General features: G+C 55.8%; 29 protein-coding genes. 10 read left to right on the top strand and 19 right to left on the bottom strand.

What is annotated here, in order from left to right:
* The first annotated feature begins 177 nt into the window (after nt 1–177).
* The 4 genes from FJV47_RS12290 to FJV47_RS12275 all read left to right on the top strand — a co-directional run bounded on the left by FJV47_RS12290 (nt 178) and on the right by FJV47_RS12275 (nt 2,914).
* Nucleotides 178–522, top strand: a complete 345-nt coding sequence (locus FJV47_RS12290) for a helix-turn-helix transcriptional regulator (protein WP_159613444.1) — start codon at nt 178–180, stop codon at nt 520–522.
* Nucleotides 506–1,750, top strand: coding sequence for a type II toxin-antitoxin system HipA family toxin (locus tag FJV47_RS12285; protein WP_159613442.1), 1,245 nt, complete (start codon nt 506–508; stop codon nt 1,748–1,750). The genes FJV47_RS12290 and FJV47_RS12285 overlap by 17 nt, the downstream gene beginning before the upstream one ends.
* Before the next feature lie 123 nt (nt 1,751–1,873).
* Nucleotides 1,874–2,380, top strand: coding sequence for an N-acetyltransferase (locus FJV47_RS12280; protein WP_159613440.1), 507 nt, complete (start codon nt 1,874–1,876; stop codon nt 2,378–2,380).
* A 78-nt stretch (nt 2,381–2,458) separates the two neighbouring features.
* On the top strand, nt 2,459–2,914 hold the full coding sequence (locus FJV47_RS12275) for a GNAT family N-acetyltransferase (protein ID WP_159613438.1): 456 nt from the start codon (nt 2,459–2,461) through the stop codon (nt 2,912–2,914).
* 54 nt (nt 2,915–2,968) lie between these two features.
* Here the strand turns inward: FJV47_RS12275 and FJV47_RS12270 are convergent, their stop codons facing one another.
* The 5 genes from FJV47_RS12270 to FJV47_RS12255 all read right to left on the bottom strand — a co-directional run bounded on the left by FJV47_RS12270 (nt 2,969) and on the right by FJV47_RS12255 (nt 6,136).
* Nucleotides 2,969–4,402: an MATE family efflux transporter gene (locus tag FJV47_RS12270; RefSeq protein ID WP_159613436.1), complete on the bottom strand. Its 1,434-nt coding sequence runs from the start codon at nt 4,400–4,402 to the stop codon at nt 2,969–2,971.
* Nucleotides 4,403–4,511: 109 nt separating this feature from the next.
* Entirely contained in the window at nt 4,512–4,955 is a 444-nt protein-coding gene (locus tag FJV47_RS12265; RefSeq protein WP_159613434.1) for a MarR family winged helix-turn-helix transcriptional regulator, read from the bottom strand.
* Nucleotides 4,956–5,081: 126 nt separating this feature from the next.
* Entirely contained in the window at nt 5,082–5,216 is a 135-nt protein-coding gene (locus FJV47_RS16720) for a hypothetical protein (RefSeq protein ID WP_255475116.1), read from the bottom strand.
* Nucleotides 5,217–5,228: 12 nt separating this feature from the next.
* Complete coding sequence (locus FJV47_RS12260; RefSeq protein WP_159613432.1) at nt 5,229–5,432, bottom strand: GNAT family N-acetyltransferase; 204 nt, start codon at nt 5,430–5,432, stop codon at nt 5,229–5,231.
* A gap of 329 nt (nt 5,433–5,761) precedes the next feature.
* A complete protein-coding gene (locus FJV47_RS12255; protein WP_235026449.1) occupies nt 5,762–6,136 on the bottom strand; it encodes a MerR family transcriptional regulator in 375 nt (124 codons plus the stop codon).
* Nucleotides 6,137–6,328: 192 nt separating this feature from the next.
* Between FJV47_RS12255 and FJV47_RS12250 the strand changes: the two genes are divergently transcribed.
* Entirely contained in the window at nt 6,329–7,270 is a 942-nt protein-coding gene (locus FJV47_RS12250) for an aromatic alcohol reductase (RefSeq protein WP_159613430.1), read from the top strand.
* An 84-nt stretch (nt 7,271–7,354) separates the two neighbouring features.
* Here FJV47_RS12250 and FJV47_RS12245 read toward each other — a convergent pair whose 3' ends face one another.
* The 4 genes from FJV47_RS12245 to rlmH all read right to left on the bottom strand — a co-directional run bounded on the left by FJV47_RS12245 (nt 7,355) and on the right by rlmH (nt 9,461).
* Complete coding sequence (locus FJV47_RS12245; RefSeq protein WP_159613428.1) at nt 7,355–7,963, bottom strand: GNAT family N-acetyltransferase; 609 nt, start codon at nt 7,961–7,963, stop codon at nt 7,355–7,357.
* A 218-nt stretch (nt 7,964–8,181) separates the two neighbouring features.
* Nucleotides 8,182–8,484 (bottom strand): transcriptional regulator, encoded by a 303-nt coding sequence (locus FJV47_RS12240; protein WP_159613426.1) that lies wholly within the window; start codon nt 8,482–8,484, stop codon nt 8,182–8,184.
* Complete coding sequence (locus FJV47_RS12235) at nt 8,468–8,941, bottom strand: hypothetical protein (protein ID WP_159613424.1); 474 nt, start codon at nt 8,939–8,941, stop codon at nt 8,468–8,470. The genes FJV47_RS12240 and FJV47_RS12235 overlap by 17 nt, the downstream gene beginning before the upstream one ends.
* A gap of 61 nt (nt 8,942–9,002) precedes the next feature.
* Complete coding sequence (gene rlmH / locus FJV47_RS12230; RefSeq protein ID WP_200832011.1) at nt 9,003–9,461, bottom strand: 23S rRNA (pseudouridine(1915)-N(3))-methyltransferase RlmH; 459 nt, start codon at nt 9,459–9,461, stop codon at nt 9,003–9,005.
* Between the two features lie 63 nt (nt 9,462–9,524).
* Here rlmH and FJV47_RS12225 point away from each other — a divergent pair, with 63 nt between their 5' ends.
* A complete protein-coding gene (locus FJV47_RS12225; protein WP_159613422.1) occupies nt 9,525–10,238 on the top strand; it encodes a phosphatase PAP2 family protein in 714 nt (237 codons plus the stop codon).
* Here the strand turns inward: FJV47_RS12225 and FJV47_RS12220 are convergent.
* Nucleotides 10,207–11,178 (bottom strand): D-2-hydroxyacid dehydrogenase family protein, encoded by a 972-nt coding sequence (locus FJV47_RS12220; protein WP_159613420.1) that lies wholly within the window; start codon nt 11,176–11,178, stop codon nt 10,207–10,209. The two genes, FJV47_RS12225 and FJV47_RS12220, sit on opposite strands and share 32 nt — an antisense overlap.
* Before the next feature lie 125 nt (nt 11,179–11,303).
* On the bottom strand, nt 11,304–13,151 hold the full coding sequence (locus tag FJV47_RS12215) for a calcineurin-like phosphoesterase family protein (protein ID WP_159613418.1): 1,848 nt from the start codon (nt 13,149–13,151) through the stop codon (nt 11,304–11,306).
* Nucleotides 13,152–13,330: 179 nt separating this feature from the next.
* Here FJV47_RS12215 and FJV47_RS12210 point away from each other — a divergent pair, with 179 nt between their 5' ends.
* The 3 genes from FJV47_RS12210 (at nt 13,331) to FJV47_RS12200 (ending at nt 15,498) form a co-directional block, all read left to right on the top strand.
* A complete protein-coding gene (locus tag FJV47_RS12210) occupies nt 13,331–14,461 on the top strand; it encodes a hypothetical protein (RefSeq protein WP_159613416.1) in 1,131 nt (376 codons plus the stop codon).
* A 51-nt stretch (nt 14,462–14,512) separates the two neighbouring features.
* A complete protein-coding gene (locus FJV47_RS12205; protein ID WP_159613414.1) occupies nt 14,513–14,947 on the top strand; it encodes a thioesterase family protein in 435 nt (144 codons plus the stop codon).
* A gap of 119 nt (nt 14,948–15,066) precedes the next feature.
* Entirely contained in the window at nt 15,067–15,498 is a 432-nt protein-coding gene (locus FJV47_RS12200; RefSeq protein WP_159613412.1) for a GNAT family N-acetyltransferase, read from the top strand.
* Between the two features lie 213 nt (nt 15,499–15,711).
* Here the strand turns inward: FJV47_RS12200 and pcaC are convergent, their stop codons facing one another.
* From pcaC to FJV47_RS12170, 6 genes are read right to left on the bottom strand one after another with little or no spacing between them, the layout of a single operon-like run.
* Entirely contained in the window at nt 15,712–16,110 is a 399-nt protein-coding gene (gene pcaC, locus FJV47_RS12195; protein ID WP_159613410.1) for a 4-carboxymuconolactone decarboxylase, read from the bottom strand.
* A 17-nt stretch (nt 16,111–16,127) separates the two neighbouring features.
* Nucleotides 16,128–16,925: an alpha/beta fold hydrolase gene (locus tag FJV47_RS12190; RefSeq protein ID WP_159613408.1), complete on the bottom strand. Its 798-nt coding sequence runs from the start codon at nt 16,923–16,925 to the stop codon at nt 16,128–16,130.
* Nucleotides 16,907–18,313, bottom strand: a complete 1,407-nt coding sequence (locus FJV47_RS12185; RefSeq protein WP_159613406.1) for a lyase family protein — start codon at nt 18,311–18,313, stop codon at nt 16,907–16,909. Before FJV47_RS12185 ends, FJV47_RS12190 begins: the two co-directional genes overlap by 19 nt.
* Before the next feature lie 50 nt (nt 18,314–18,363).
* On the bottom strand, nt 18,364–18,942 hold the full coding sequence (pcaG, locus tag FJV47_RS12180; protein ID WP_159613404.1) for a protocatechuate 3,4-dioxygenase subunit alpha: 579 nt from the start codon (nt 18,940–18,942) through the stop codon (nt 18,364–18,366).
* Nucleotides 18,942–19,748, bottom strand: coding sequence for a protocatechuate 3,4-dioxygenase subunit beta (gene pcaH / locus FJV47_RS12175; RefSeq protein WP_159613402.1), 807 nt, complete (start codon nt 19,746–19,748; stop codon nt 18,942–18,944). Before pcaH ends, pcaG begins: the two co-directional genes overlap by 1 nt.
* A gap of 30 nt (nt 19,749–19,778) precedes the next feature.
* Entirely contained in the window at nt 19,779–20,975 is a 1,197-nt protein-coding gene (locus FJV47_RS12170) for a 4-hydroxybenzoate 3-monooxygenase (RefSeq protein WP_159613400.1), read from the bottom strand.
* Between the two features lie 133 nt (nt 20,976–21,108).
* Between FJV47_RS12170 and FJV47_RS12165 the strand changes: the two genes are divergently transcribed.
* The gene (locus tag FJV47_RS12165) at nt 21,109–21,606 is read left to right on the top strand and encodes a DUF3237 family protein (protein ID WP_235026448.1); all 498 of its coding nucleotides are present in this window, start codon (nt 21,109–21,111) and stop codon (nt 21,604–21,606) included.
* Between the two features lie 15 nt (nt 21,607–21,621).
* On the opposite strand, the gene FJV47_RS12160 is transcribed toward FJV47_RS12165, so the two are convergent.
* Entirely contained in the window at nt 21,622–22,365 is a 744-nt protein-coding gene (locus FJV47_RS12160; RefSeq protein WP_159613398.1) for an IclR family transcriptional regulator, read from the bottom strand.
* 9 nt (nt 22,366–22,374) lie between these two features.
* Nucleotides 22,375–23,568: an aromatic acid/H+ symport family MFS transporter gene (locus FJV47_RS12155; RefSeq protein WP_159613396.1), complete on the bottom strand. Its 1,194-nt coding sequence runs from the start codon at nt 23,566–23,568 to the stop codon at nt 22,375–22,377.
* Nucleotides 23,569–23,740 lie beyond the last annotated feature (172 nt).

Raw genomic sequence — 23,740 nt, 5'->3', positions numbered from 1 at the left:
GAATATCTCTGTACTTGGTGTACTTCTGTGTACTTTGGAAGGGTGCGTAGAACAGTCGCGTAGATTCGTTCGACAGAAGCTGATGTCGTCATAATCTGATACAGATTAGCCACAGTTCGACTTTGCGCATGGGTAATACTCTACCCATGAAAGTACTTAAGAGGTAAAATATTACCCATGGGACGACGAGAAGTGGGCCTAACCCGAGTAGCTGAGGACGCGCTTGCCGTTCTTGGGCAGCAAATTCGGATGGCTCGGATTGCACGTGGGATGACCGCCGAGCAACTGGCCGGCTCTGCGGGGATAACGCGGAAAACCTTGGCTGCCATTGAACGTGGAAGCGCGGCCAGCAGTATCGGCAACGTCTTCAATATTGCTTCGATTATTGGAGTTCCCCTCTTCGGCGTTGAGGATCCCAGTGAGTTGATCGCGCTACGGCGTAGGGGCGAGGATCGACTGGCATTGCTTCCTTCACGCGTATCCAACGAACGAAAAGCAGATGACAATGAACTCGACTTCTGATATCTATGTGTGGGTATGGCTACCTAATACAACCGTGCCAGTGCCGGCAGGACGACTGCGAGAGGGTGCAGAGGGTCAGCTCTCGTTTGACTATGGTCGGCGCTATCTTCAGCGGAGCAACGCCGTTTCGCTGGCTCCTACTCTCCCTCTGTCTGATCAAACATTTGGCCCCACGGGATCAATGGGCATCCCTGGAGCCATTCGGGATGCTTCCCCAGACGCATGGGGTCGGCGAGTTGTGCAGTATCAAGTTACCGGCGACCGTGGCAATCAATCTGACACTGGTGATCTGGAGGAAAGCACCTATCTCTTGAACTCCGGTTCTAATCGTTTCGGCGCGATCGATTTCCAGAGATCGGCCACGGACTACGTTCCGCGAAATGTTGGTGCGGCCCCTCTGGAAACCCTGATGAATGCGGCGGACATCGTTGAAGCTGGGGACGATTTACCCTTTGAACTTGAGCGAGCCCTACTGAGCGGCACCGCGATGGGTGGCGCGCGTCCAAAATCGATTATCGTTGACGATGGTCGCGAGTACATCGCGAAATTCACCGCATCCAACGACCACTTCCCCGTGGTTGGGGCCGAGGCAGCCAGCATGTTTCTCGCCGAGAAAGCCGGACTCAATGTTGCATTAACTCGCGTCGAAAAGGTCTTGGGCAGAACAGTCCTATTAGTTGAGCGTTTCGACCGGACAGACGAAGGAGGGCGCATCCTTGCGATGAGTGCCTTGACCCTGACCGGTTTGGATGAATTGCAGGCACGCAGTGGCAGCTATGTAGATTTTCTCGACGCTCTTCGAAACAATGGTGCCCCCGCTGGCACAGCGTCAGAGCTCTTCGCTCGCGTCGCGTTCAACATGATGATCTCCAACTCGGACGACCATCTGCGAAATCATGCCGCACTCTGGAACGGCGTGAGAGCCGCACTTAGCCCCGCCTATGACCTGTCACCCATGCGACGCAGCGGTGAAACTGCTTCACAAGCGATTGCATATGACCGGAACGGGACAAAACGGAACAACCTGAGCGATCTCATTTCCGTATGCAGTCTCTACGATCTAACAAAAAACGAGGCCAACACTATCGTCGCCCGCATCGAAGATGTGATCCGTGAATATTGGACCGAGGCTGCAGATTTTGGCAAGCTCACCAACGCTGACAAGCGTTTGCTGTGGGGGCGACAATTTCTGAATCCCGGAACTTTGTATGGTTTCCAGAGTTGGTGACTTTTGATCAGCAATCTCGAAGAGACGAACAGGCCAGCATCAGCTTGGGCTGTACCTAGCGACCTTAGAAAGCACCTCTTAGGAAACTAGAACTGGCAGCCCCTGCGTGGAATACTGCGATGCATGACCGACCCTAACCTGCTGCATCTTGCCACTGAAGAAGTGGCTGCTGACATCGTTGGACTCCGGGATTCTCTGGCACATTGGCAGCAACAAAAACAAATACAGCAGTGGATACCCGGCGAACTGACGATCGAGCAAGTCGCAGAACAGATTAGTCGCAATGAGTGGTGGATCCTTGAGGAAGAGCGAAGGATCATTGCAACGGTTCGTATCGTTGAGACTGACGAACTGATCTGGCCGGATGATGATCCACAAGCTGCCTACGTTCACGGGCTGATGGTCGACCGTTCTCGAGCTGGGCGGAGTATTGGGAAGCAGGTTCTTGAATGGGCTGAGCAGTCCATTCTTATCAACGGCCATTCGATAGCTCGACTCGATTGTGTCGCCTCAAATGTGGCACTTTGCCAGTACTACATGAGTCGGGGGTACTCAGAACATGGAGTCGTTGACTTCGGGCCTGATTCCACGTGGTTTCCAGTGCGCCGATTTGAAAAGCGAGGGTTGTAGCAAGCTGTTTGCATTCGTTGTGAAGCTGGCACCTGGTCATAATTCGAAGAAAGAACCATGGGTGGATAGCGTTGAAGGATGCTCAAACTTGCCCGTGCGACCAACGCCGACATCGTCGAGGTTTCGGAATTCCTCAGCATCGCTGACCTCACCTTGAGCGGGCTTGATTCGCCCAGCGTGCATTTATGGATCTCGCGGGATGAAACGACGGGACGCATTATTGCCACCACAGGATATGAAAGCAGCGAAGACAGTGAGCACGCACTGATTCGAAGTGTCGCGGTAGCTCCCGAACTTCGTGGGGGCGGAATCGGCTCGGATCTTGCAGAATCTGCGATGCAACGAGCTGTCGATGCTGGAGCAAAACAAGCGTGGCTGTTTAGCCGCAGGTCTGGTCCGTTTTGGCAGAAAGCTGGATTCAGCTCAGCACACACTGATGATCTTGCAGGTGCCCTCGCCTCGACGCACCAGGTTCAGCTATTTACCGAAACCGGTCAACTTGAACATGAAGTCGCTTGGAACAGGAAGCTCTAACCTTCTCTGACATTGGTTGCCGGGCGGGAGTTCTCCATCCATCGCACTCTTAACCTATTGGTCTAGGGCGGCTTCTGCTCGCTCGGGAGAACCCTCGGCCAGCCCGCGATTGATTGCACCCCGCGAGATAACCCATAGAACCAGCCCGATGAGAAGGACCGAAACTTCGGTGGCTGTTAGCGCCCAGATAATCCCAGCGAAACCGAACCAAAGATTGCCCAGAAGCACTGCGGGGATGAATAGGATCCCTTGGGCTGCCGACATGATTGTTGCAGGTACGGCACGTCCGGTGGCTTGGAACAACGAAGTGATCAGTCCGGTGAATGCGTTGGCGATCATCGCTGTTAGTTGCGCTACGAGTACGATGACGCCAATTGACAGTACAGACGGATCAGCAACGAAGGATTGAAAGATCTGGTCTCGGAAAATGAAAACCACGGCCGAACAAACTAACGCGATCCCGCCCACCGCAGTTGCCGATGTACCCAAGGCATTCTGCAGACGGATTTTGTCTCCCTTGCCATAGGAGTAGGCCAGCAGCGGCAAGATTCCGAGGGTAATGCCCATCAAGAAAAATTCTGGGACTTGAGCGATGCGTACCGCAACACCCATGGCCGCAAGTGGCCCCTCACCGTAATTTGCTGCGAGGTTGTTCAGTATCAAAGATGTCACGATCAAGAATGCGGACTGTACAAGCGTTCCGACGCCCACGCCGAGTACCGGCTTGGTAACGGATTTAGCCAAGGTGAACCAGCGAATCGAGAGGTTTGCATGTTCGCTGTTCTTTGCCAGCCACCTCGCAAAGTAAAGAACCAAAACCAGATTCGCCAGGCCGGTGGCCAGTGCAGCGCCAGCTACGCCCCAATGCAAGCCCAAAATGAACAGCACATCGAACAGCAGGTTCGTAACGGTTGAGCAGATCAGCCCATTCATGACCTGGCGAGCGGCGCCTTCGGCACGAACCATCTGTTCAAGACACCCAGCTGCTGCAATGACTGGCACAAAAGCCAGCAGGACACCGACAAATGCGTGGGCAGGAGCTATAACTTCACCACGAGCGCCCAGTACAGAGACAATCGGGTCCAACGCAAGTAGGCCGGCTGCGCCAACGATGGCACCGGTAAAGATCGCACCCCAAAAGGAGAACGATGAGACACGTTTGATTTCGCTGGCGCTAGTTGGATCGTGCTCTGCTGCTCCGAGAAGCCGAGAAATTAATGCGCCTCCGCCCACGCCAAAAAGATTTCCGATCCCCATGACCAATCCCAAGATGGGCGAGCAGAGGGTGACTGCTGCCAGTAGTGCCGTCGTGTTCAGCGAGCCGATGACCCCGGCGTTGATGACGTTGTACACGGCTCCGACGATCATCGCCGCCGCCATAGGAATGCATAGGTGAATCAGTGATTTGAGGATGGGCGCTGAAGAAAGGAGCCAACGGTTTCTTTCGACGCTTCCGGCGGGCGGTGTTTCGATGGTTGTTGTGCTCATCGGTGGCCCCTTTCTGGGCAGGGTGAAGCGCGCGCCGACGAAAGACGGCGCGGCAAAGTATTGGGTATGGGTGTGTATGTTGATGTGGGACCCGAACGGCCCTACATGATTACCGCGTTGGGCGAGGAAGCTGCGCGGTAATTTTGCTTAGGAGGGTGTGGAGTGTGGTCCGCTCTGATTCATCTAGCGGGGCCAGGATCTCTTCCTCTGCGGCGTTCATCGCATCTTCAAAGCCGTCAATCAACGAAGCTCCGGCGGCAGTGGCGTAGACATTTTTTATGCGTTCATTACCAGTGTCACTGCGACGTTCGATCAATTCACGCGTTTCAAGTCCCTGCAAAAGACTTGAGACGCTGGCCGGAGTTGTTCGGGACACCTTGGCAATGTCTCGTTGAATTGCCCCCGGATTTTGCACGAGGTAACCGAGCACAAATCCTTGTGCCTGGCTGAGATTGCGTTCCCGGATCCAGTCTTCGCCACTCTTAGTTAGCGCCCATCCGATCCAGCGGAATAGGTGAAGGGTGCCTGTAGGCATCTCGTTTAACTCGTCCATAGTTAGAACTCTAACAGTTAGACTTCTAACTATCAAGATTTTGTGCGACTTAGTTTTGGATTGGCACTTCCGTGCCTGCAATTTCACGTTGGAAATGCAATGGTGGAGGGGTGAATAGGTGTGCCGTCAATGGTCGCAGTCTTGACGTAGGTCGAGGGTGAATCCGGGATATTCGGGGAAGTCGCCGACAAAATCAGGCTCGAATCCCAACGATTCGTAGAAGGCGACCGATTCAGGAGTTGCCTGCCAATCCAGAATCATTGGGTCTGGGCGTTATCTTGCCCAAGCGAAAGCTGACTCAACCAAGGCACGCCCGGTACCGCTTCGACGAGAACCTGGTGCGACAAAGCGGTCGTGTATGCGGCCGACAGAAAACGAACCCCGTAGACCGCGCCCATAGTCTTGCGCTGCGATATATCCGATGAGCGCATCCTGCACGGTAGCGACAGCTAAGTACCAGCTTGAATTCTGTAACAAGTCCGAAAGTTTGCTTCGAAATCAGTGTTAGTTGTTCTCAGCGCCGGGGTAAACAGTCCTGCTAAGTCGTTAAGGCGATCTGCATCCGAGGTGACGGCTGCTCTTACGGTTGTTTCGGCGGTAGGCATCTTAGCGACCTTTCATGTGAGCGGTCCGGTTGCCTACGGTGGAACTGCCACCGTGGGCATCAGCCTTGCCCATTAATACCAACGCTTATTGCGCCAAGTATAGGTATGAAAAATCTAGCGATACGTCTGTGGTCTGAACCAATGACGGAGGCAAACATGACGTCGTTGATTCAGATGGGTCTTCAACGACGCAGCTTCCGCTCACCTACCAGCCAGCAAATCAGCGTGGCTTGTTCTTTGGAGGAACTCGATGACTGAATCACGGCTCTTTTCCAGGCAGACGATTCGCTCTTCTACTGCGCGCAGTTCTTCGACAAGATCAACGGCAAGCTCTCGACTGTCTTTTTGGACATCGGGAGATTCGATATTCAATACGATCTTGATCATCCTCGATGACAAGCCAGCGGTAACCAAGGCTCGAACGTGACGGGCATGCTCAATTTGATCAGCCGAGTATTCGCGATACCCATTGGCTGAACGATCCGACTGGATCAGTCCCTGCTGCTCGTAATAGCGCAGCATACGGGGTGGGGCACCGATTTCCTGGGCAGCTTCACCGATTTTCATTGCGGCCATCACACCTATTCACGCGGACTTGACTTTGACACTGATGTCAATGTTTAGGGTATCAAACGTGGCTAAGGAAAACCTCAGAGCACGATTCGAACTAAGGACAATCGGTACCGTCGCCGCTGGTGCAGATATACCAATTTTCCGGTTCACGAAGGCCTAGACCATCAAAGATTTGAGAACAATGAAGGAGAATTCATGAGCAAGGACAAAGCACCTGTAACTTCACGGGACATACTCATTATCGGCGCGGGCGAACTTGGCATGCCGGTGCTACGTAATGTAGTGCGTCGAGCCCAAGGCGTTGAGGACTCCAGTGTGAGCGTTTTGCTTCGAGCCAGCGCTGTGGAATCAACGTCACCGCATAAGCAGCGCGACGTCGCAGAGCTTCGAGATCTCGGCGTTAAAATCATCATCGGTGATCTGATCGCCAACACCATTGACGAGCTTGCAGAGATCTTCACCAACTACGACACCGTGATCGGATGCACCGGCATCACCGCCGGACTTGAAACTCCCATGAAGGTTGCCAAGGCTGCTCTGCAGGCAAAGCTTCCGCGCTACTTCCCTTGGCAGTTCGGCGTTGACTTTGACGTGATTGGCCGTGGAGGACCGCAGGACATTTTTGATTCTCAGCTCGACGTGCGTGACTTGCTCCGATCGCAAGATGAGATGGAATGGGTGATCATCTCCACCGGCATGTTCATGAACTACCTATTTGAACCGGACTCCGGCATGGTTGATCTTCCCAACAACACGGTTAATGCGCTGGGCAGCTTGGACACTGCTGTTACCGTGACTACGCCAGAAGATATCGGTGTTCTTACCGCCGAGATCCTCTTTGCTGAGCCACGAATTCGCAATGAAATCGTCTACGTCGCCGGCGACACCATCACCTATGGCGAACTGGCGGATACCCTCGAAGCCGTGCTTGACCGGCCGATCGAACGAGTCGTGTGGCCCTTTGAGAACCTCATGGCCGAGCTAGCAGCCGATCCGGATAACATGACGCGCAAGTACCGTGCCTCATTTGCGCAGGGACGTGGAGTTGCTTGGCCGAAGGAACAAACGTACAACGCTCGTAACGCAATTCCAGTCACCGATTTGCGTCAGTGGGTTACCGAGAACCTCGCAAATTAGCAAGAACTTAAAGGGCCTGCTCGCATCAGTGTGAGCAGGTCCTACTTGCAGTTTCACAATTGCCGATAAAAGTCGGCGGTCCGGTTAGCGTTCCTTCGCTAGACGCAAGTCCAGTCCGCTACGAACTTGGGGCCACTCTGAGGCGATGATCGAGAAGTAGACGGTATCTCGAAGTGACCCATCGGCCATCCGGCTAGTTGCACGCAAGACGCCGTCTTGTTTGGCGCCGAGACGGGCAATCGCCGCTCTGGACTGCATATTCATCCAGTGCGTGCTGAAGACCACCGCTACGCAACCCAAAGTTTCAAATGCGTGAGCCAAGAGCAATCTCTTGCTATCGGGATTAGTCCCAGTTCCTTGCACACTGGCTGCGTTCCAGGTGTAGCCAATCTCCAAACGAGGTAGCTCGGCGTCAATGTCGCAGTAGGTGGTCATTCCGACGATCTTGCCGGGATCACCGGTCACTGGATCGTTCAGACGCGTTGTGAAAGGAAGCATGGAGCCAGCTTCTTGCATGGATAAGCGACGTTGAATTTCGGCGCGCATTTCTTCTGGTCGAGGTACCGAGGTGTACCAAAGATTCCAAAGTTCTCCGTCACGGGCGGCATCGACAAGCCCGTCATGATGATCCTCGCTCAGAGGTTCGAGAGTGACATATTTTCCGCGCAGGGTTACTGGATTGAGCCTAGTCATAAACTCACTTTAGCTTCCCAGCGGTCGGGCCGTGCTTGTGCAGTATCTGGGTCCCGCCACTCGGGCGGGGGCAATTATCCTTTGCCCCTGAACCGGAATTTCCCCGCAGAACCATGCGCCAGCTTTCAGCAGCAGGCAACACTCCAATAATTGTTGATCCTGACTCGAGGCGGACTCGGCCGTCAAACATGGCCGCCTGTTCGCGGTTGGTGGTGCAACTACTTAATTGCAGTAATCTCCCGCAACGCAGCAACATGGCCAACATACGCTCGACGGCCGATCCTGGTCAGTGAAACTCGCACATGGCTATGGCCCAGTTTCGCGAACCGTTCAATATCAACGTAACCGGCATCGCCCAGCTGCTTCACGTGCTTGCTGAGCACCGAATCCGCAACGCCCAGGTTCTGCTTGAGCTGCGCGAATTCAGCCCATTCAACAGGGGCCAAGCTTGCGCAAATCCGTAACCGCAATGGAGCATGGATCAGCTCATCAAACTGAGCCTTGCTAGTTGGCTTGGTCATTGCCGTCCTCGACGCGCGCCTTGTTGTAGGCTGTTTGCATCTTGGTCACTAAGAACATGCCACTGATGAAAGTGACAAGAATTTTCGCGAGAACTTCTTCCATTCGCGTAGCGTCCCAGAACCTGAGGCAATTGATCAGCAGGATGCATAGAAAGAAATATCCTGCGTAAGCGCCCGTCAGGAGACTTGGACTGTTGATCAATGTGCGTGGTTTTGCACGACCCCGTTGAGCCAAAACATACCAAAGGATTATTGGAAGATAGAGCAGTGTTAGCCAATAAGCCTGTGTTGGATAGGCCTGGATCAGCGTGAAGACCACAGCGGAGACGGCGACTACGATGGTGAGCAAACCGCGCGGGTTTCCAGAGGTCTTGACCATCTGTTCTGATTCTTGCGCTACAGATTGCAGCAGTCTTGCTGCGTCATCTTGTCCCGGACGATCATTTGGCGAAACCATGGCACCCACTTTCCATTATGGAAAGTCTTGTCTTTCCAACTTGGAAAGTCAATAGGCGTGTTTACACGTGATGGTATTTTCCGCCAGCCAAGATGTCCTGTGCGCGGTACAGCTGCTCGGTCAGAATCAAGCGCACCAGCTGGTGCGGGAAGACCAGCTTGGACAGCGACCAAGTGAAATCAGCGCGGGCGTGCACCGTCGGATCAACACCGTAGGCTCCGCCAATGATGATGACAACATTGCGCGAAGAATCGATAGGGGAGCGCAGCTTGTTTGCCAGGGCGGGAGAATCGATGTTCTTGCCTCGTTCGTCGAGGAGCACCACAAAATCGCGGTCATCGATCTTGGCCAGGATGCGTGCCGACTCTTCTGTGCGCGCGGTGTCGTTCTCGCGTGAAGAGTGATTCAGCAACTGCCAGGTGAGGTTAAAAGGCTTCTTGAGTCGCTTCTCGTAACGGGAAATTCCTTCGTCTACCCACGACTCATGTTTCTTGCCAACTGCCAGCACCTTAATTGTCATGCTTCTATTGTTCCGCATTCCTCGGTTGGATGCTTTGAACCATGCACCGATACGATGGGGGACATGAGAAATCCGAGACCCCTTCCGTCAGGCCAACGACCTAGCGGCGCGCAGGTGCTCTGGATGATCTTCGGCATTGTCGTTGCCATCTTCTACTTCACCCGACGTGTACTGGTATCACTGCATGCCGGCGGTTGGGCCACCGACCTCGACGCACCCACCTACCAATGGGTCTTGGACAATCAGTCGCCGGTCCTTTTTATAATCTCCGATTTCTTATACTTCTGGGGATCAACACCCGGCATGAGCATCATCATGGTGCTGATTACCGGACTGCTGAGCTGGAAAACGCGAAGTATCTGGCCCTTTGTCACCGTAGCGCTGACGGCACTGGTCTCCGTAGGGCTCACCATATTGCTTAAAGCATCGCTACAGGTGCACCGACCTGAAGGTATTCCAGGTGGACCAACACCACCCTTGTCTTATTCTTTCCCCAGCGGACACACGCTTAACGCTGCGGCGCTGATTGGCATCTCCAGTTATTTGGCAATCATTTACGGACTACGGCGTTACGCTTATCTCATTGCTATCGTGGCAACGTTGTTTGTCCTCGCCATGGGCGCATCGCGCATCTACATTGGGCACCATTGGGTTTCGGACGTACTTGTGGGATTGCTGATTGGAGTTGCGTGGGCTGCCGTGGTGGCGATCCTGCATTACTTCTTTGTCCCTCGGCGCAAGCAGCCTAGCTCAGCACGCGGATCGGTGAGCCGCTAGCCCAGGCGCGAATATCTTCCACAGCGTCACGATAGAAAATCGAGAACTGTTCGATAGTTACGTAACCAATGTGTGGAGTGGCAATTACGCCGCGCGTGCTGAGCAATCGATCTTTGGCCGGCAACGGTTCGACGTCAAAAACATCAACCGCAGCCAAGTAGAGCAACTCGTTTTCTAAGGCAGCGATGAGGGCATCGGTCTGTACGATCCTACTGCGCGACGTATTCACCAAAATAGATTCCGGTCGCATCCACGCCAGCTGCTTTGCACCAATAACACCGGTGCTACGCTCCGACAGTTTTAGGTGCACACTCACGATGTCACTGGTGGCAAAAAGCTCCGCCTCAGACACCAATTCCACACCGACTTCCGTGGCTCTAGCCTTGGTCAGGTTCTGACTGTAGGCAATGACTCTCATCCCGAAAGCCAAACCAACCTTCGCTACCTTGGAACCTAAGTTGCCCAAGCCGTAAACGCCGAGGGTTTTTCCCGACAGACCCATGCCGAAACTTGTTTGCCATGGCTCTGCCTCGAAGCGTGGCTTCTGCGAAGAGAAGAGCTCGACATCCAACCTGCGGGCAGCGGCCAAAATCAGGGCCCACGTATGTTCCACCGCATCGGTGGCGATATAACCGGTGTGCGAGACCAGGACTCCGTGCGCAGTGGCTGCTTCTAGGTCGATGGAACCATTGCGCCGTCCGGTGGTGACCAATAGTTTCAACTGTGGCAACAATTCAAACCTAGATGCAGGGAAGGGTGTGCGCTCGCGCATGGCCACGATGACATCAAAGTCCTTTAGTGCCGTGCAGACAGCTGCATCCTCATGTCCCAAGTGCTCAGTAAACACAGTTAGCTCGGCGTTGAGCTCGGTCGCCAGACCTGCAAAATCTGCGAGGTCAGTGGCAACGTTCTGGTAGTCATCCAAGATGGCAATGCGCATGAGTTCATCCTAGGCGTTCCCACGTCGTACCGACTCGTTTTTTACTTCGTAGATGGCCCTGGATCTTCGAAAGACAAAAAGGGTGGCTGGCGTCTAGACGCCAGCCACCCATCACAGACTGAAGACTAGTCGGTGACTTCGAATTCAAGCTTGTCGGTGAACGAACGACCATGAACATCGGTCGCCGTGACCTTCGCGGTGTGCGATCCGACTTTCAGGTTATTTGGCAGTTCAAGGCGCCACAGGTGGCTAGTCTTTTCAGCCAATCCACCGCCATGAACAAACTGCTCAGCGATGGCCACTGGGTCCGAATACTGGGCTCCAGTGAGCGCACTTTCGCCGGTCAGTGACTGGGTGCGTACGGACTTGGCCGGGGCTTTCCCATCAATGGAAACGTTGACCGTGGACCCGGTGCTTCCCATCCAGAAGTTGGTGGTAACCCAGGTATCCTTGGCCAGATCAGCACGGCTCACCGACAGCGGATTCTTCAAAGCTGGCACGGTGCCGTAGTCCTTGTCCACATTCTCTTCGTACCAATCACGGTACGCAGGAGTGTTCAGTCCTACGGCCATCTGTTTGCTTTCATCACCACCGGTGGGAGTGAAACGCTCGGTGATCTTGGAGTTCTTGATATCCAAGGTCAGTACACCGGGAGGAGTTCCGTCACGCTGGATAGAGGTAGGGTAACCATTTTCGGTGACTCGTCCGTCATACCATTGACCGGCAACTGCCGGAACGGTCAGGTGGGTGAAGGGTAACCCAGCTTCGCCAACTTCGTCGAGCCATCCCTTCATCAAGTCGCCCTTACGAAGGTTCTCAGACATGTGGGTGTGGCCACCTAAGGAAACAACTTCACGGCCTTTGAGGATCTTGTAGATATCTTTGACCTCTTTGGTGCTGTGTTCGTCGTTGTAGAAGAATTCCAGCAACGGACTGTGACCGGCCAGAACAATAGCCTTGTTCTTTGGAACCTTAGCGATGTCGGCGCGCAACCATTGAAGCTGCTGCTTGCCTAGCTGATAGGTGTAGTCGCTACGCTTTGCAGGAACCTTGGTGGGGTACTCAATGGTATTGAGCGCAACCACGTGGGTCTTACCGGTGTCATAGGAGTAGTATTCAGGACCAAGCTTGGCGCGGAAGGTAGCGAATTCGTGCACACCATCGAGCGAATCGAAGTCGATGTCGTGGTTTCCAGGAAGGAAACGAGCCGGGCCGTTAAGCATGGAGGTTAGTTCGCGAGTCTGTGCGAATACAGACAGGTCATTGCCCACGAGGTCTCCGATGAACAGTGCGCCACAGCCGGTGTAGTCCGTGCGGGCTACAAGGTCGGTGAAGGCACCCTTGCGGGCATATTCAACTTCCTTTTGGTTATAGGTCTGCACATCGGCGCCGATGGCGCAGCTCTGATCAGGTGACTGTGTGGCCGCACTTCGAGTCATGGGGAAATTCACTGCTTCAGGAAGTTCGCCGGTCGGTGCAATGCCACCGTACTTCAGCTTGGGCGAGCCTTTGGGCAGGTGAATGTAGGAGAACTGTGCGACGTTGTCTTGATCAACTGGGACCTGAAAGCCTCGCGGCTGAGTGACAAAGGCGGTCATATTCTCAAAGACGGGCAGCTCATAGCGTCCTTGTCCGTCGGTAGTGACTACGTCGCGGCTATTGGAAACGGTGACGTTGGGCAGGCCTGGCTCATTGGCGTCCTGCTTGGAGTTTTTGTTGCGGTCCTCGAAAACGACGCCTTCGAGAGTATTGTCTTTTGCTGCTGATTTTTCATCCTGGGCGCGGATAACCTGAACTGATCCTCGGTAAGCCGAAGAATTCCAGTCTGCAGTCGTCTTAGCTGCTGGTTCTGGGTCTGGGACGGAATTTGCTGCGGTGAGTCCTGCTGAGGCCGCCAGAACAACGAGCGTGCCTGCGGTAATGCGTAGCGGGGTAATTTGATTGGTTTTGCCGGGTCGAGCGAAGAATTTCACGTACGTTCCTCCGGGGTGGTGACAATCTGCCGGCCCTTTGACCGGCCTTTGCCAACGCTGTCAATCTAAGGTGAATAACAGCCCGCTCTCAGGTAATGTCGAATAATCGATTCAGTTAATACTTGCAAGGTGTCTTGGGCTTATTTAGCTACCTTCGAACAGGGAAAGCGCTAGTGACTATGGAAATTATTGACGCACTACTGCACGGCCAGCGCGGGCGTCGGCTGTTGTGGGAGTTCGCGGTGGCTAGTGAGGCCAAACTGGTTGCCAACGATAGCCAGCGCCACCTTTACATAGGCATGTCCCACGCCTCCTATCAGATAGAAAATGCACGGGGTGACAGCGTCGTGATGTTCGGTCCGGGAGCGGAAGACAGAGAACAGATCAGCGTGGGAGTGGAAGAACTTGCCGATTTGTTGGGCTGTACTGCGCTGATTCCGACTACTGAACCGTTGCTGCGCAGCTTGCTTAGTATCTCGACCGATGCTGCCCGTTACTGGCAGGCGCCAGACGGAATAGACAGCTTGCTGGCTTCCAAAGCGTTGAAATCTCAACTGGCACGCGTCGCTGAACATATCGTGCGTTCCGGACTGGCAGAGCAATGGTTTGAACCTGTTGACCGGGATACGCAGCATCGCGTGTACTTTGAAACACCTGAGCCATATGAAAGCCCCCAACCATTGTGGCGCACAGGGATCGAGTCTTTGCTTGCTTGGAAAGAACATGTAATCGTAACCGAGGCGCGTTCAGTACGGACGTCAAAGAAATATTCATTGGGGACTTTCAGCGGGGAATGGTGGTCTGCACCCAGCATGTACGTAGATTCGACCTGTGGAGAGTTTTCTGATGGGCAACCGGTAGGTCTGAGTTGCGTGGAAGATGGGTTTGGATGGGAGAAAGCAACCGCCACAAAGGTGGACATCCCTCGTAGCGATAAGGTCCTGGAAATTTCCTCAGCGGAGCAATGGGTCAAGCTCTGCCAAGACCATGGCATAGAGGTCACCTGGCAGAAGCGCCACGACTGGTATCACGTCACAGGTCGTGATGGCGCATGGGTTATCCCAGATTGGCTAGCAGTAGCACGCAATTATGACGGGGTGCATTTGAGTATCGGGGCCTATCTGGCGCTCGCCGGAGAATGCCTGTCGGTTGATACTAAATTCGCTACGATCATGGCAGGGTGGGACCCGGACAAAACATATTGGTTCATCGATGACTTGCGCGATAGTGAGCATTCGCAAAACTGGAAATGCGTGGATGTTCATAGCAACGATGCACACTGGATCATGGACGAAGACTCTAAGAGTTAACGCTCTGTCACGCTGGGGGAAGTAGCTCTGAAAGTCTGTTCCAATGAGTTCATGAGCGAAGAAGCAATAAACGAATTAGCGGTGGCAACTGAAATGGTGTTGCAACTGCGTTGGTCGGATCAGGATGCGTTGGGACACGTGAACAACGCCCGTATTATCACGCTGATGGAAGAGGCGCGTATCCGATGGACCCGTGAAGACGGCAATGCCGGACGGTTCGAGTTCGGAACGGTTGTCGCTTCCGTCAAGGTCGACTACAAAAGGCCACTGTATTACCAGCCTGAGTTTCTGATCCGCATGGGGATCAGCCGTGTAGGCAACAAGTCCTTCATCGTGCGAGGGATCGGTTACCAGGACGGCCAGCCGGTGTTCGACTCGACCACCGTAATGGTTCCGTTGGCTGCAGACGGGGTGTCCTCAAGAGTGCTCACCGACCAAGAACGAGACTGGTTGGAGGCATCGTTAATAAGCCCCGATAATTCTTGAGACGAGTGGGGTTGCTGATCTTCTGAGTAGCTATCGCGTGAACGGACAGTGGTAGCGGTGCTGATTGTCTTTTCGCCCGGAAGCCCGTTGTCCGTGTCATATTCGATATCTTGTACTTCATGACTGTTTCATTGCGACCTAGCACTCCCGAAGACATCGGATGGCTGGTAGAGCTGCGGGCTGTGGTCCTGCGAGCTGATCTTGAGCGTCTTGGGCGATATGAGGCAGTGCGTGTGCGCGAACGGATGCGGGCGAGTTTCGTACCGGCTTGGTCAAGAATCGTTGTATTCGATGGGACCGACGTCGGTTCGATCACGGCCAGGCCTGACGGGGCGGATCGCTGGATCGAGCATTTTTATCTGTCACCGGATGTGCAGTGTCAAGGGATTGGCTCTAAGGTTTTGCGCAAGGTACTTGATGAACCGCATGATGGCGACACCCGGCTCAACGTCTTGCAGGGAAGCGCAGCACGTCGGCTCTATGAACGCTTCGGATTCGTAGTTGATAACGAGGACAACATCGATGTTTTCATGACATTGCGAGCCGGCTGAAGCCCAGAAAGACCATGGTGGGTGCGCAGTCCTGCGCCCTTTCAATCTAGAGAAGTCGGAAGACTCATGAGTGCGGCACCGGGCCGAGAACCACCCGCCAAGCCGACAACAACAGAAGAATGCCCATTGCGCGCTTCTAATTTGTGTTCCTGAACTGGAGTCCAGAAATAATTGTCAGCCAGATCAAGTGGTTCTTGGCACTGTTGGCGGGTGCTACTTTGCTGCGTATTCGTCCAGGACCTTTTTGCCAATTTTGAAGGCAACATTCGCGGCAGGAACGGAACAGTAGATGGCGCACTGCAGGAAGACTTCCTTGATTTCTTCCGGCATCATTCCGTTGCGTAGGGCAGCATGCACATGCATTTCTAGTTCTTCCCAGTAGCCGCCGGCAATCATGGCGGTCAGGGTAATCGCACTACGGGTGGTGCGCGGCAATCCGTCACGGGTCCAAATGGTTCCCCATGCGTAGCGGGTGATCATTTCCTGGAACTCGTCGGTGAATTCGTTCGAATTGTCGGTGGAACGCTCAACGTGCTCGTTGCCGAGTACTTGGCGACGCACTGCCATGCCCGCGTCGTAGGTGTCGCCCGGTAGGCGCGATGAATCAGACATTCTAAAGTTGCCCTTTCTTAGTTGGACAGAAGGAAATCGACCAGCAAAGCCGCGGTCTCTTCTGGCGCTTCGGCGCAAGCCAGATGCCCTGCGGATTCAATGACGGCGGCGTGGCCCTTGGGTGCGTTCTGCGCGATGAACTGCGCGTCGGATGGAGGGCATACCTGATCTTGCGCACCGTTGATGGCCAAGACTGGGTCAGTGGTGCTGGATAACTGCTCGCGCACGTCGAAGCCTGCCAAGGCACCGCAGACGTGGGCGTAGGAAAAACGGTCAGCGTCCTGCAGGCTGAGCAGCAAGCTGGCTGAAATTTCCGGTTCCTTCTCGATGAATCCGGGAGCGAACCATCGCTGAGCGGAACCGGCAACCATGATTGGGGTTCCGGCCTTCGCTACGAGCTCTGCTCGTTCTCTCCAGCCCTCGGGCGTGCCAATCTTGGCTGCCGAGCAGATCGAAGAGAGGGCGGTGAAGAAACCTGGATGATCCACGGCCAGCTGCAGTGCGGTGGCGCCGCCGACCGAGACTCCGGCATAAAACAACTTGCTGCCATCGGCGATCACCCTGTCAGCCCGCAAGGCCTCAACCATCTTGGTGACGCCGGTAGCCAGTTCGGCCAGTGTGAACTCTTGGGTTGAGGGCTTGCTGACCCCATGTCCGGGCAGATCCCAAACGATGACCTGGAAATGCTTTTTGAGATATGGAACAGCAGGACCCCACAACGCCAAGGCCGCGGTGCCCAATGATGGGCCTGCAATGAGGGTGGGCAGTTCGCTACCGGTATGCAGTAGCGACGGAGTTAGTTCTGGGACTGCCATAGTTCCTTCCGTGCCGAGTACTCGGCCAATATGGTTTCGGTAAAGCGATCCGCGGCCCCGAGATAGCCTGCGGGATCAAAAAGTTCTCTCAGCGCATCATCGCTAAGATCTTCCTCGGGAATTTCTTTACGCAGTAGTTCAAAGAGGGATGCGTCTTCATTCAGGCTATGGCGTACAAGGGCCTGAATGGCAGGTTTGCCTCCGGGAACCAGTGGTGCCAAGACACTGGCTAAGCGCTCGGAGAGCACCGCATCCCCACCCAAGGCGAGGTTACGACCGATGGCTTCAAGATTCACATTTAAACCATTGGCCAGGAACGATCCATGGAATGCGGCGCCCACGGCCAGACGCGCCAACTCGCGTAGGGCACTCCACTCGGCGTGCCAACCACCGTCGGGGCGTTCATCCACCGCGGTTCCGGCGGCGGTGAACAGCGTGGAGAGTAGCCCGGGGGAGGCGAACGCGGCATTGCGTAGCAATACCGAGCGCACCGGATTCTGCTTTTGTGGCATGGCCGAGGATCCACCCTTGCCTGCTTCGCGCTGTTCGGACAACTCACCGACTTCCGGGCGGGACGCGGTGAGCACATCTGCACCAAAGGTGCCCAGAGCTGCAATCACGGCACCCAGGGCCGAGCCGAGCTGAAGGATTGGCATGCGGTTGGTATGCCATGGTGCCACTGGATCCTGCAAACCCAAGCGCTCGGCAAGCCGGGAGCTAAGCTGCCGGCTGCTGGTTTCAGCGCTTTTTTTGTCGGCGAGGAATTGTTCCAAGGAAGCTAGAGTTCCCACCGCGCCACCCCACTGCAACCGTAGTTGCAGGGATGCCGTTTCCAGTTGCTTTTCGGCATCCAAAACCGCCGAAAGCCAGCTAGCCGCCTTCCAGCCGAAGGTGGTTGGCAGGGCATGCTGGGTCAAAGACCGAGCGATGCACAGAGTCTGGCGGTGAGCTTGGGCGAGGCCGGCAAGCCCGTCGGCGGTGCTGCGCAGATCAGCCTGGGTCTGGGCCACCGTTTTGGCAAGTACCAGCATCAGGGCGGTGTCAATAATGTCCTGGCTGGTCGCCCCGCGATGCAACGCCGTACTTGCCGAGGCAGGCGCATTATCGTGGGCGAGCAGTTCGCGCATCATGCCCAACAACGGGATCAACGCATTAGCCCCATCGGGAGTCCTCGAAGCCAACAACCTCAGGTCGTAACGCTCGACGCTAGCCACCTGATCAACAGCCTGCGCGTCCTCGGCGCTGCATAATCCGGCCTCCGCCTGAACCTGTACCCAAGCGGCCTCCACATCCAGCATGGACTGAACAAATGCGGTGTCGCTGGACAAGGAAGCGGCCGCAGTCCCGGCCCACGCGGCAGCGAGTACGCCGTAATCTGCACCGTCCATTAGGTCCCTCGATTCTTCGCTGATCAAATTTGTACGCTCAGTGTTGAACTCTAGCTTTCGCGTGGGTAGGAGAGGAACACTGTTTCGTCTTCACCCTGCAAACGGATATCCAAGCGCAAGGATCCGTCGGCTTCACGGGTGGCGATCAAGGTCTGTCGCTCGGCCTCGCTCAGCGATGCCAGCAACGGATCGTTGGCGAGTGCGGCGGCGTCCTCGGGCAGGTAGATCCGGGTGAACAGACGGTTGAGCAAACCGCGTGCGAATACCGTGAGCATAATGAACGGGGCCTTGCCCTGATCGGTGGCACCAGGATTCACGGTGGTGAAGTTGTAGCCGCCGACGTTGTTCACTGCGGTGCGTCCCCAGCCGGTGAAGGTGTAGCCGTCACGAACTAGCGAGCCTTCGCGGGAAACCACATTGCCGTCTTCATCGGCCTGCCAGATTTCCAGCAGTGCGTCGGGAATGACTTCACCGTTGCCGTCATAGACCACGCCGTGCAGTCGCACAGAGTTTGGGTGCGCATGATTGACCAGTTCGTTGTCCTTCTCAAAAGGAAGGGCATATCCATAGAACGGGCCGATGGTCTGGCCCGGGGTGGGAGTCAGTTTTAGCTCTGGAGTGTTAGTCATTAGTGCTCTCCCTCTTCCTCTTCCATCCAGGTGCGGTTGGATCCGGTCAGTACGATGTCCCAGTTATAGCCGGTGGCCCATTCGTGGGAGGTGATCGAGTGGTCGTAGGTGGCCACCAGCCGGTCACGTGCATCCTGATCCGTGATCGATTGGTAGATCGGATCCAATGCAAAGAGCGGATCACCCGGGAAGTACATTTGGGTGATCATGCGCTGGGTGAAATCGGTGCCGAACAGCGAGAAGTGGATATGCGCCGGACGCCACGCATTGTGGTGGTTCTTCCACGGGTAGGGGGCGGGCTTGATGGTGGTGAAGGAGTACTCGCCGTTGGCGCCGGTGATCGCACGCCCCACCCCGGTGAAATTCGGGTCGATCGGGGCTGGATGCTGATCACGTTTGTGCACATAGCGGCCGGCGGCGTTGGCCTGCCAGATCTCCACCAGCTGCCCGGCCACCGGGCGGCCATCGCCATCAAGGACTCGGCCGGAGACCACGATGCGCTCGCCGATCGGCTCGCCATTGTGCTGGATGGTTAGATCCGATTCCAGAGCGTGCACGTCACGCTGGCCGAAGGCCGGGGAATACAGCTCGATGGTTTCGGGGTCTGCGTGGTGCAGGTTTTTGGTTGGGTGGCGCAGCAGCGAGGAACGGTAGGGGGCGAAGTCCACGCGAGGCTGGGTCTCGGCTTTCTTGCCGGCGAGCAGCTGCTGGCGGTAGTCCTCATGGGTGCTGGAGATTTCGGCGCTGATCTCTTCCTGCGTGGCCGTGGTGGCTGCTGGATCCAGTGCATTGGTATTGGCGCTCATCTCGGCTCCTTTCAAAAATGTTGGTGTGGTTTAAGCGTGTGGCCAGCCGGTGTAGGACTCGGCCAGGTACTGCTGTCCGAAGCGTGAGGAGGTGACCGTTTCCAGTTCGCCCAGGGCGCGTTTGGCCATGAACGGGTCACCGCCCACCGGGGTGTGCAGCATGGAAGTCATCCAGTAGGAGAAGTTCTGCGCCTTCCAGACCCGCTTCAGGGCCAGGTCCGAATACCCATCCAGCAACTTCTCGCTGCCGGTGGAGAAGAAGGAATCCAGCGCTTCAAAGAGCACTTTGACGTCTGCGAAGGCTAGGTTCAGTCCCTTGGCACCGGTGGGCGGAACCGTGTGCCCGGCATCGCCGATCAGGAACATCCGGCCGTGGGACAGTGGCTCGCGGACAAAGGAACGGAATCCCAGCACGGTCTTGTCGAAGATCGGCCCGGTCTTCAGCTGAAAGTTATCCGGCCCGTCCACGCGCTTTTGCAGTTCGGTCCAGATGCGATCATCGCTCCACGCGTTCACGTCTTCATTGGGGTCGCATTGGAAGTACATGCGCTGCACGGATTCGCTGCGCTGCGAGATCAGTGCGAAACCATGGGGCGAGTTGGCATAGATCAGTTCCGGTGCAGATTTTGGTGCCTCGGTGAGAATGCCGAACCAGGCGAAGGGGTAGGTGACCTTAAATTCTTGGCGCAGGGTTGCGGGCATCTGGCGGCGGGCGAAGGAGCGCGAGCCGTCAGCGCCTACGATCACATCGGCGTGCACTTCAAATAAGTTGCCTTCGGCGTCGGTGAAGCGGAACTTCGGGGTGGAGGTTTCCATATCGAGGATCTGTGTGACTTCGCAGCCGTAGCGCACATCTCCCTGATCGCGCTGCCGGGCGGCGGCCAGATCGACGAACACCTCGTTCTGCGCATACAGGGTGACCGTGGCGTCCACCAGATCGCGGAAGTCCAGCGGGTGGGATTCACCGTTGAAGCGCAGGTCGATGCCGGTATGCTCATCGCCGTGGGTGAGGACCCGTCCATCCACCCCAGTCTCGGTGAGCATTTTGACTGCTTGAGCTTCGAGGATGCCGGCGCGATGGGTATTGCGGATCGTTTCGTGATCGCGCATCTCCACCACGATGTTCTCGATGCCCGATTGGGCTAACAGGTGTGAGAGCATCAGGCCGGCGGGGCCACCGCCGATGATGCCGACCTTGGTCTTCAGGATGCGTGGCGTCTTTGCCATGGGTCCACCTGTCTGTGTGCGAATGAAACTTCATCAAGTGTGCGATGAGTGCGACCTCGCAGACAGCAACGGTCTCATTGAATGAGAAATATGCCTGGTTTTGGTCGAATAATTGACCACCTAGGTAACATCGGTGGCAACTCGGAAAGGACTGATCAAAGTGCGTTATCCAACCCCGCCGGCCTTGGAATTTGTGGCATCAATCGAAGTCGAAGTCAGCGAAACCATCACCATTGGCACCACTGCACAAGGCATGCGCAGGGTGGCGCCGATTCGTGGCGGTACGGTTACAGGCCCCCGAATTTCTGGCCGAGTGCTGGATGCCGGCGCAGATTTCCAACCCTACCCAAGCGAAGACCTTGCGTTGTTGGAAGCGAACTACGTGTTGGAGCTGCACGACGGGCATCGGATTCTGGTGGAAAACCGTGCGATGCGCGTAGCTAGTGCCCAGGACTTAGCCAGCATGATGGCCGGCGAGCACGTGGATCCACGCCGAGTGTATTTCCGCTGCGTCCCGTCACTGTCCGCCGACGAATCTGGGCCATATGCCTGGATGAATCGGACGTTCTTTCTGGGCACCGGAGAACGCCGGCCAGAAGGTGTGCGCATCGACGTATTCCGCGTGAAATAGCGTGCCGAATTATCGTTAAGATCTAGCCCTCAGCGCGCGGGAAATGCCGCGCGCTGCGGTGCGCAAGGCTAGTGCCACCGACAGCAAAGTATCGGACTCACGCGGAACCACCACTGAAAGCACAGCAATTTGGTAACCCGACTCATCAAGGATGGGGGCTGCCGCTCCCGTGGTTTCCGGATCGATGAATCCATCAAAGGAAGCAAAACCGTTGCGTCGAATCTCCGCCATTTCGGCCCGAAAATTCGGATGGGTGGCGGCCATCAACTCCCTGTGCCGTTCTAAGAAACCGTGAATGACCTCTGGGCGTGAAAACGCCAGCAAGGCCATGCCCATGGACGTGCGATGCACCGGCATGCGGCCCGCGACATTCGCCTGATTGGCGACCGAACCTGGGCGCGAAAGCCGCTCGATAATCAGCACTTCATCCTGGTGCAGGACCGATAACTGGGTGTTCTGCCCGATGAGCTGATTGATATCTTCCATGAACGGCATCGCGGCGGTGCGCAAATCCTGCGTGGTCGCGCTTCTGTTGGCGAGCTCCCAAAGTCGCAGGCCCAGCCGAACGTTTCCCGAGTTATCCCGAGCCAGCAAGTCATGGCTGACCAGCTCATCAAGCAACCGGTACATCGTTGCTTTCGGGATGTCGGCGCGACGGGACAGACTACTGACGCTTAATGAAGGATTATTTGCGTCAAAGGAATCAAGGATCCGCACCAGGCGGTCCAGCATTGAATCCCCGCTAGGAGAATTGGCCATGGAACAACTCTAACCACGCTGCGGCTTCGGGATCTGAGCAATAACCAGAACCGCCAGCAGCGCCGCGCCCCCATAGAGGAAGAACGCTCCTGGGTAGGCGGTTCCTGCCGCTACCATCAGGCCGGTGATGTAAGGGCCGATGATGGCGCCAAAGCGGCCGATGCCCGAGGCCAACCCGATGCCGGTAGCCACCAAATTGCGTGGGTAAACGTGCCCGGCGAAGGCGTACATCAGGCACTGGGCGGAGAAGACGAATACGCCGGTGACAAAGAGGACAGCGGTCAGAAGCGCTTGGCTTCCAAAAGGTATCGCCAGCACCAGAAGCAAAACCGCAGCAGCGGCGAACCAGATGAGTGAGACGAGTTTGATCCCCTTGGAATCGGCAGCATAGGCGCTGATGAAAAGGCCCGCGATAGCTCCCAGATTCAGCACAAAGAGCATGGTTAGCGAATCGGCGACCGGGTAGCCAGCGGCGCCCATGATCTTGGGCAGCCAGGCGTTCAGTCCGTAAACCAGGACCAGACCCATAAATGCGGCAATCCATAAGCCGATCGAGGTGCGCAGGTATTGCGGCTTGAGTACATCGGAGATCGAGGTGCGTTCACTGCTTGAAACAACTTCGCTTTCGGGAAGCTTGAACCAGAGCAAAGCCAGTAAGGCCAGGCCCAGCCCGCCACCGAGGAAGTACAGCACGGACCAGTGCACCCCGGCGGCCTTGCCAGCCAACGAGGCCAACACCGCGCCGAGGTGGTAGCCGACCATAGGCAGGTTATTGGCCAGTGCACGCCGTCCCACCGGAGCGTTCTCCTGCATTAAGGCCAGGGCTACCGGCATGCAACCACCAAGGCCAAGACCGGCGATGAAGCGGAACAGACCCATCAAAAATGCGGTCGGTAGAAAGGGGAAGACCAAGGTGAACACCGAAAATATGAGCACTGCAATCAGCAGTGGACGGCGTCGCCCAAACCGGTCAGCCAGCCGTCCCATAGTTGCTGCACCCACGCCCACGCCGATCAGCGAAAAGGTGTTTACCCAGTTCATTTCGCTGACACTGAACCCGCCAACGTTTGGATCGGTCAGCACGGGAATGGTGGCACCCAAAGCAACGATGTCGTAGCCCTCAAAGACCACGATAAAGAAGCAGAGGGCAGCGATCCAGCCGCCGAGTTTGAATTGTTGGGTGGCAGGTTGCGGTGAAGACATGAGTCGCCCCTTCGAGATCTATGTGCACGGTGCGTGATGCGAGTCACGACTTGGTGATACTAGCACTAATTTCGCAGGGTGAACTAATGTTCGTGATGCGAACAAATGAAGACTCTTGAATGCATCATTGTCGACTGGTATAGTTCATTCTACGAACTTAAGTTCACATGGT

Source organism: Glutamicibacter sp. JC586, from assembly GCF_009805585.1.
In the GTDB taxonomy this organism is placed as follows: Bacteria; Actinomycetota; Actinomycetes; order Actinomycetales; family Micrococcaceae; genus Glutamicibacter.
Note: the sequence above shows the minus strand (reverse complement) of the source record. Positions and strands in the feature narration are given on the sequence as shown.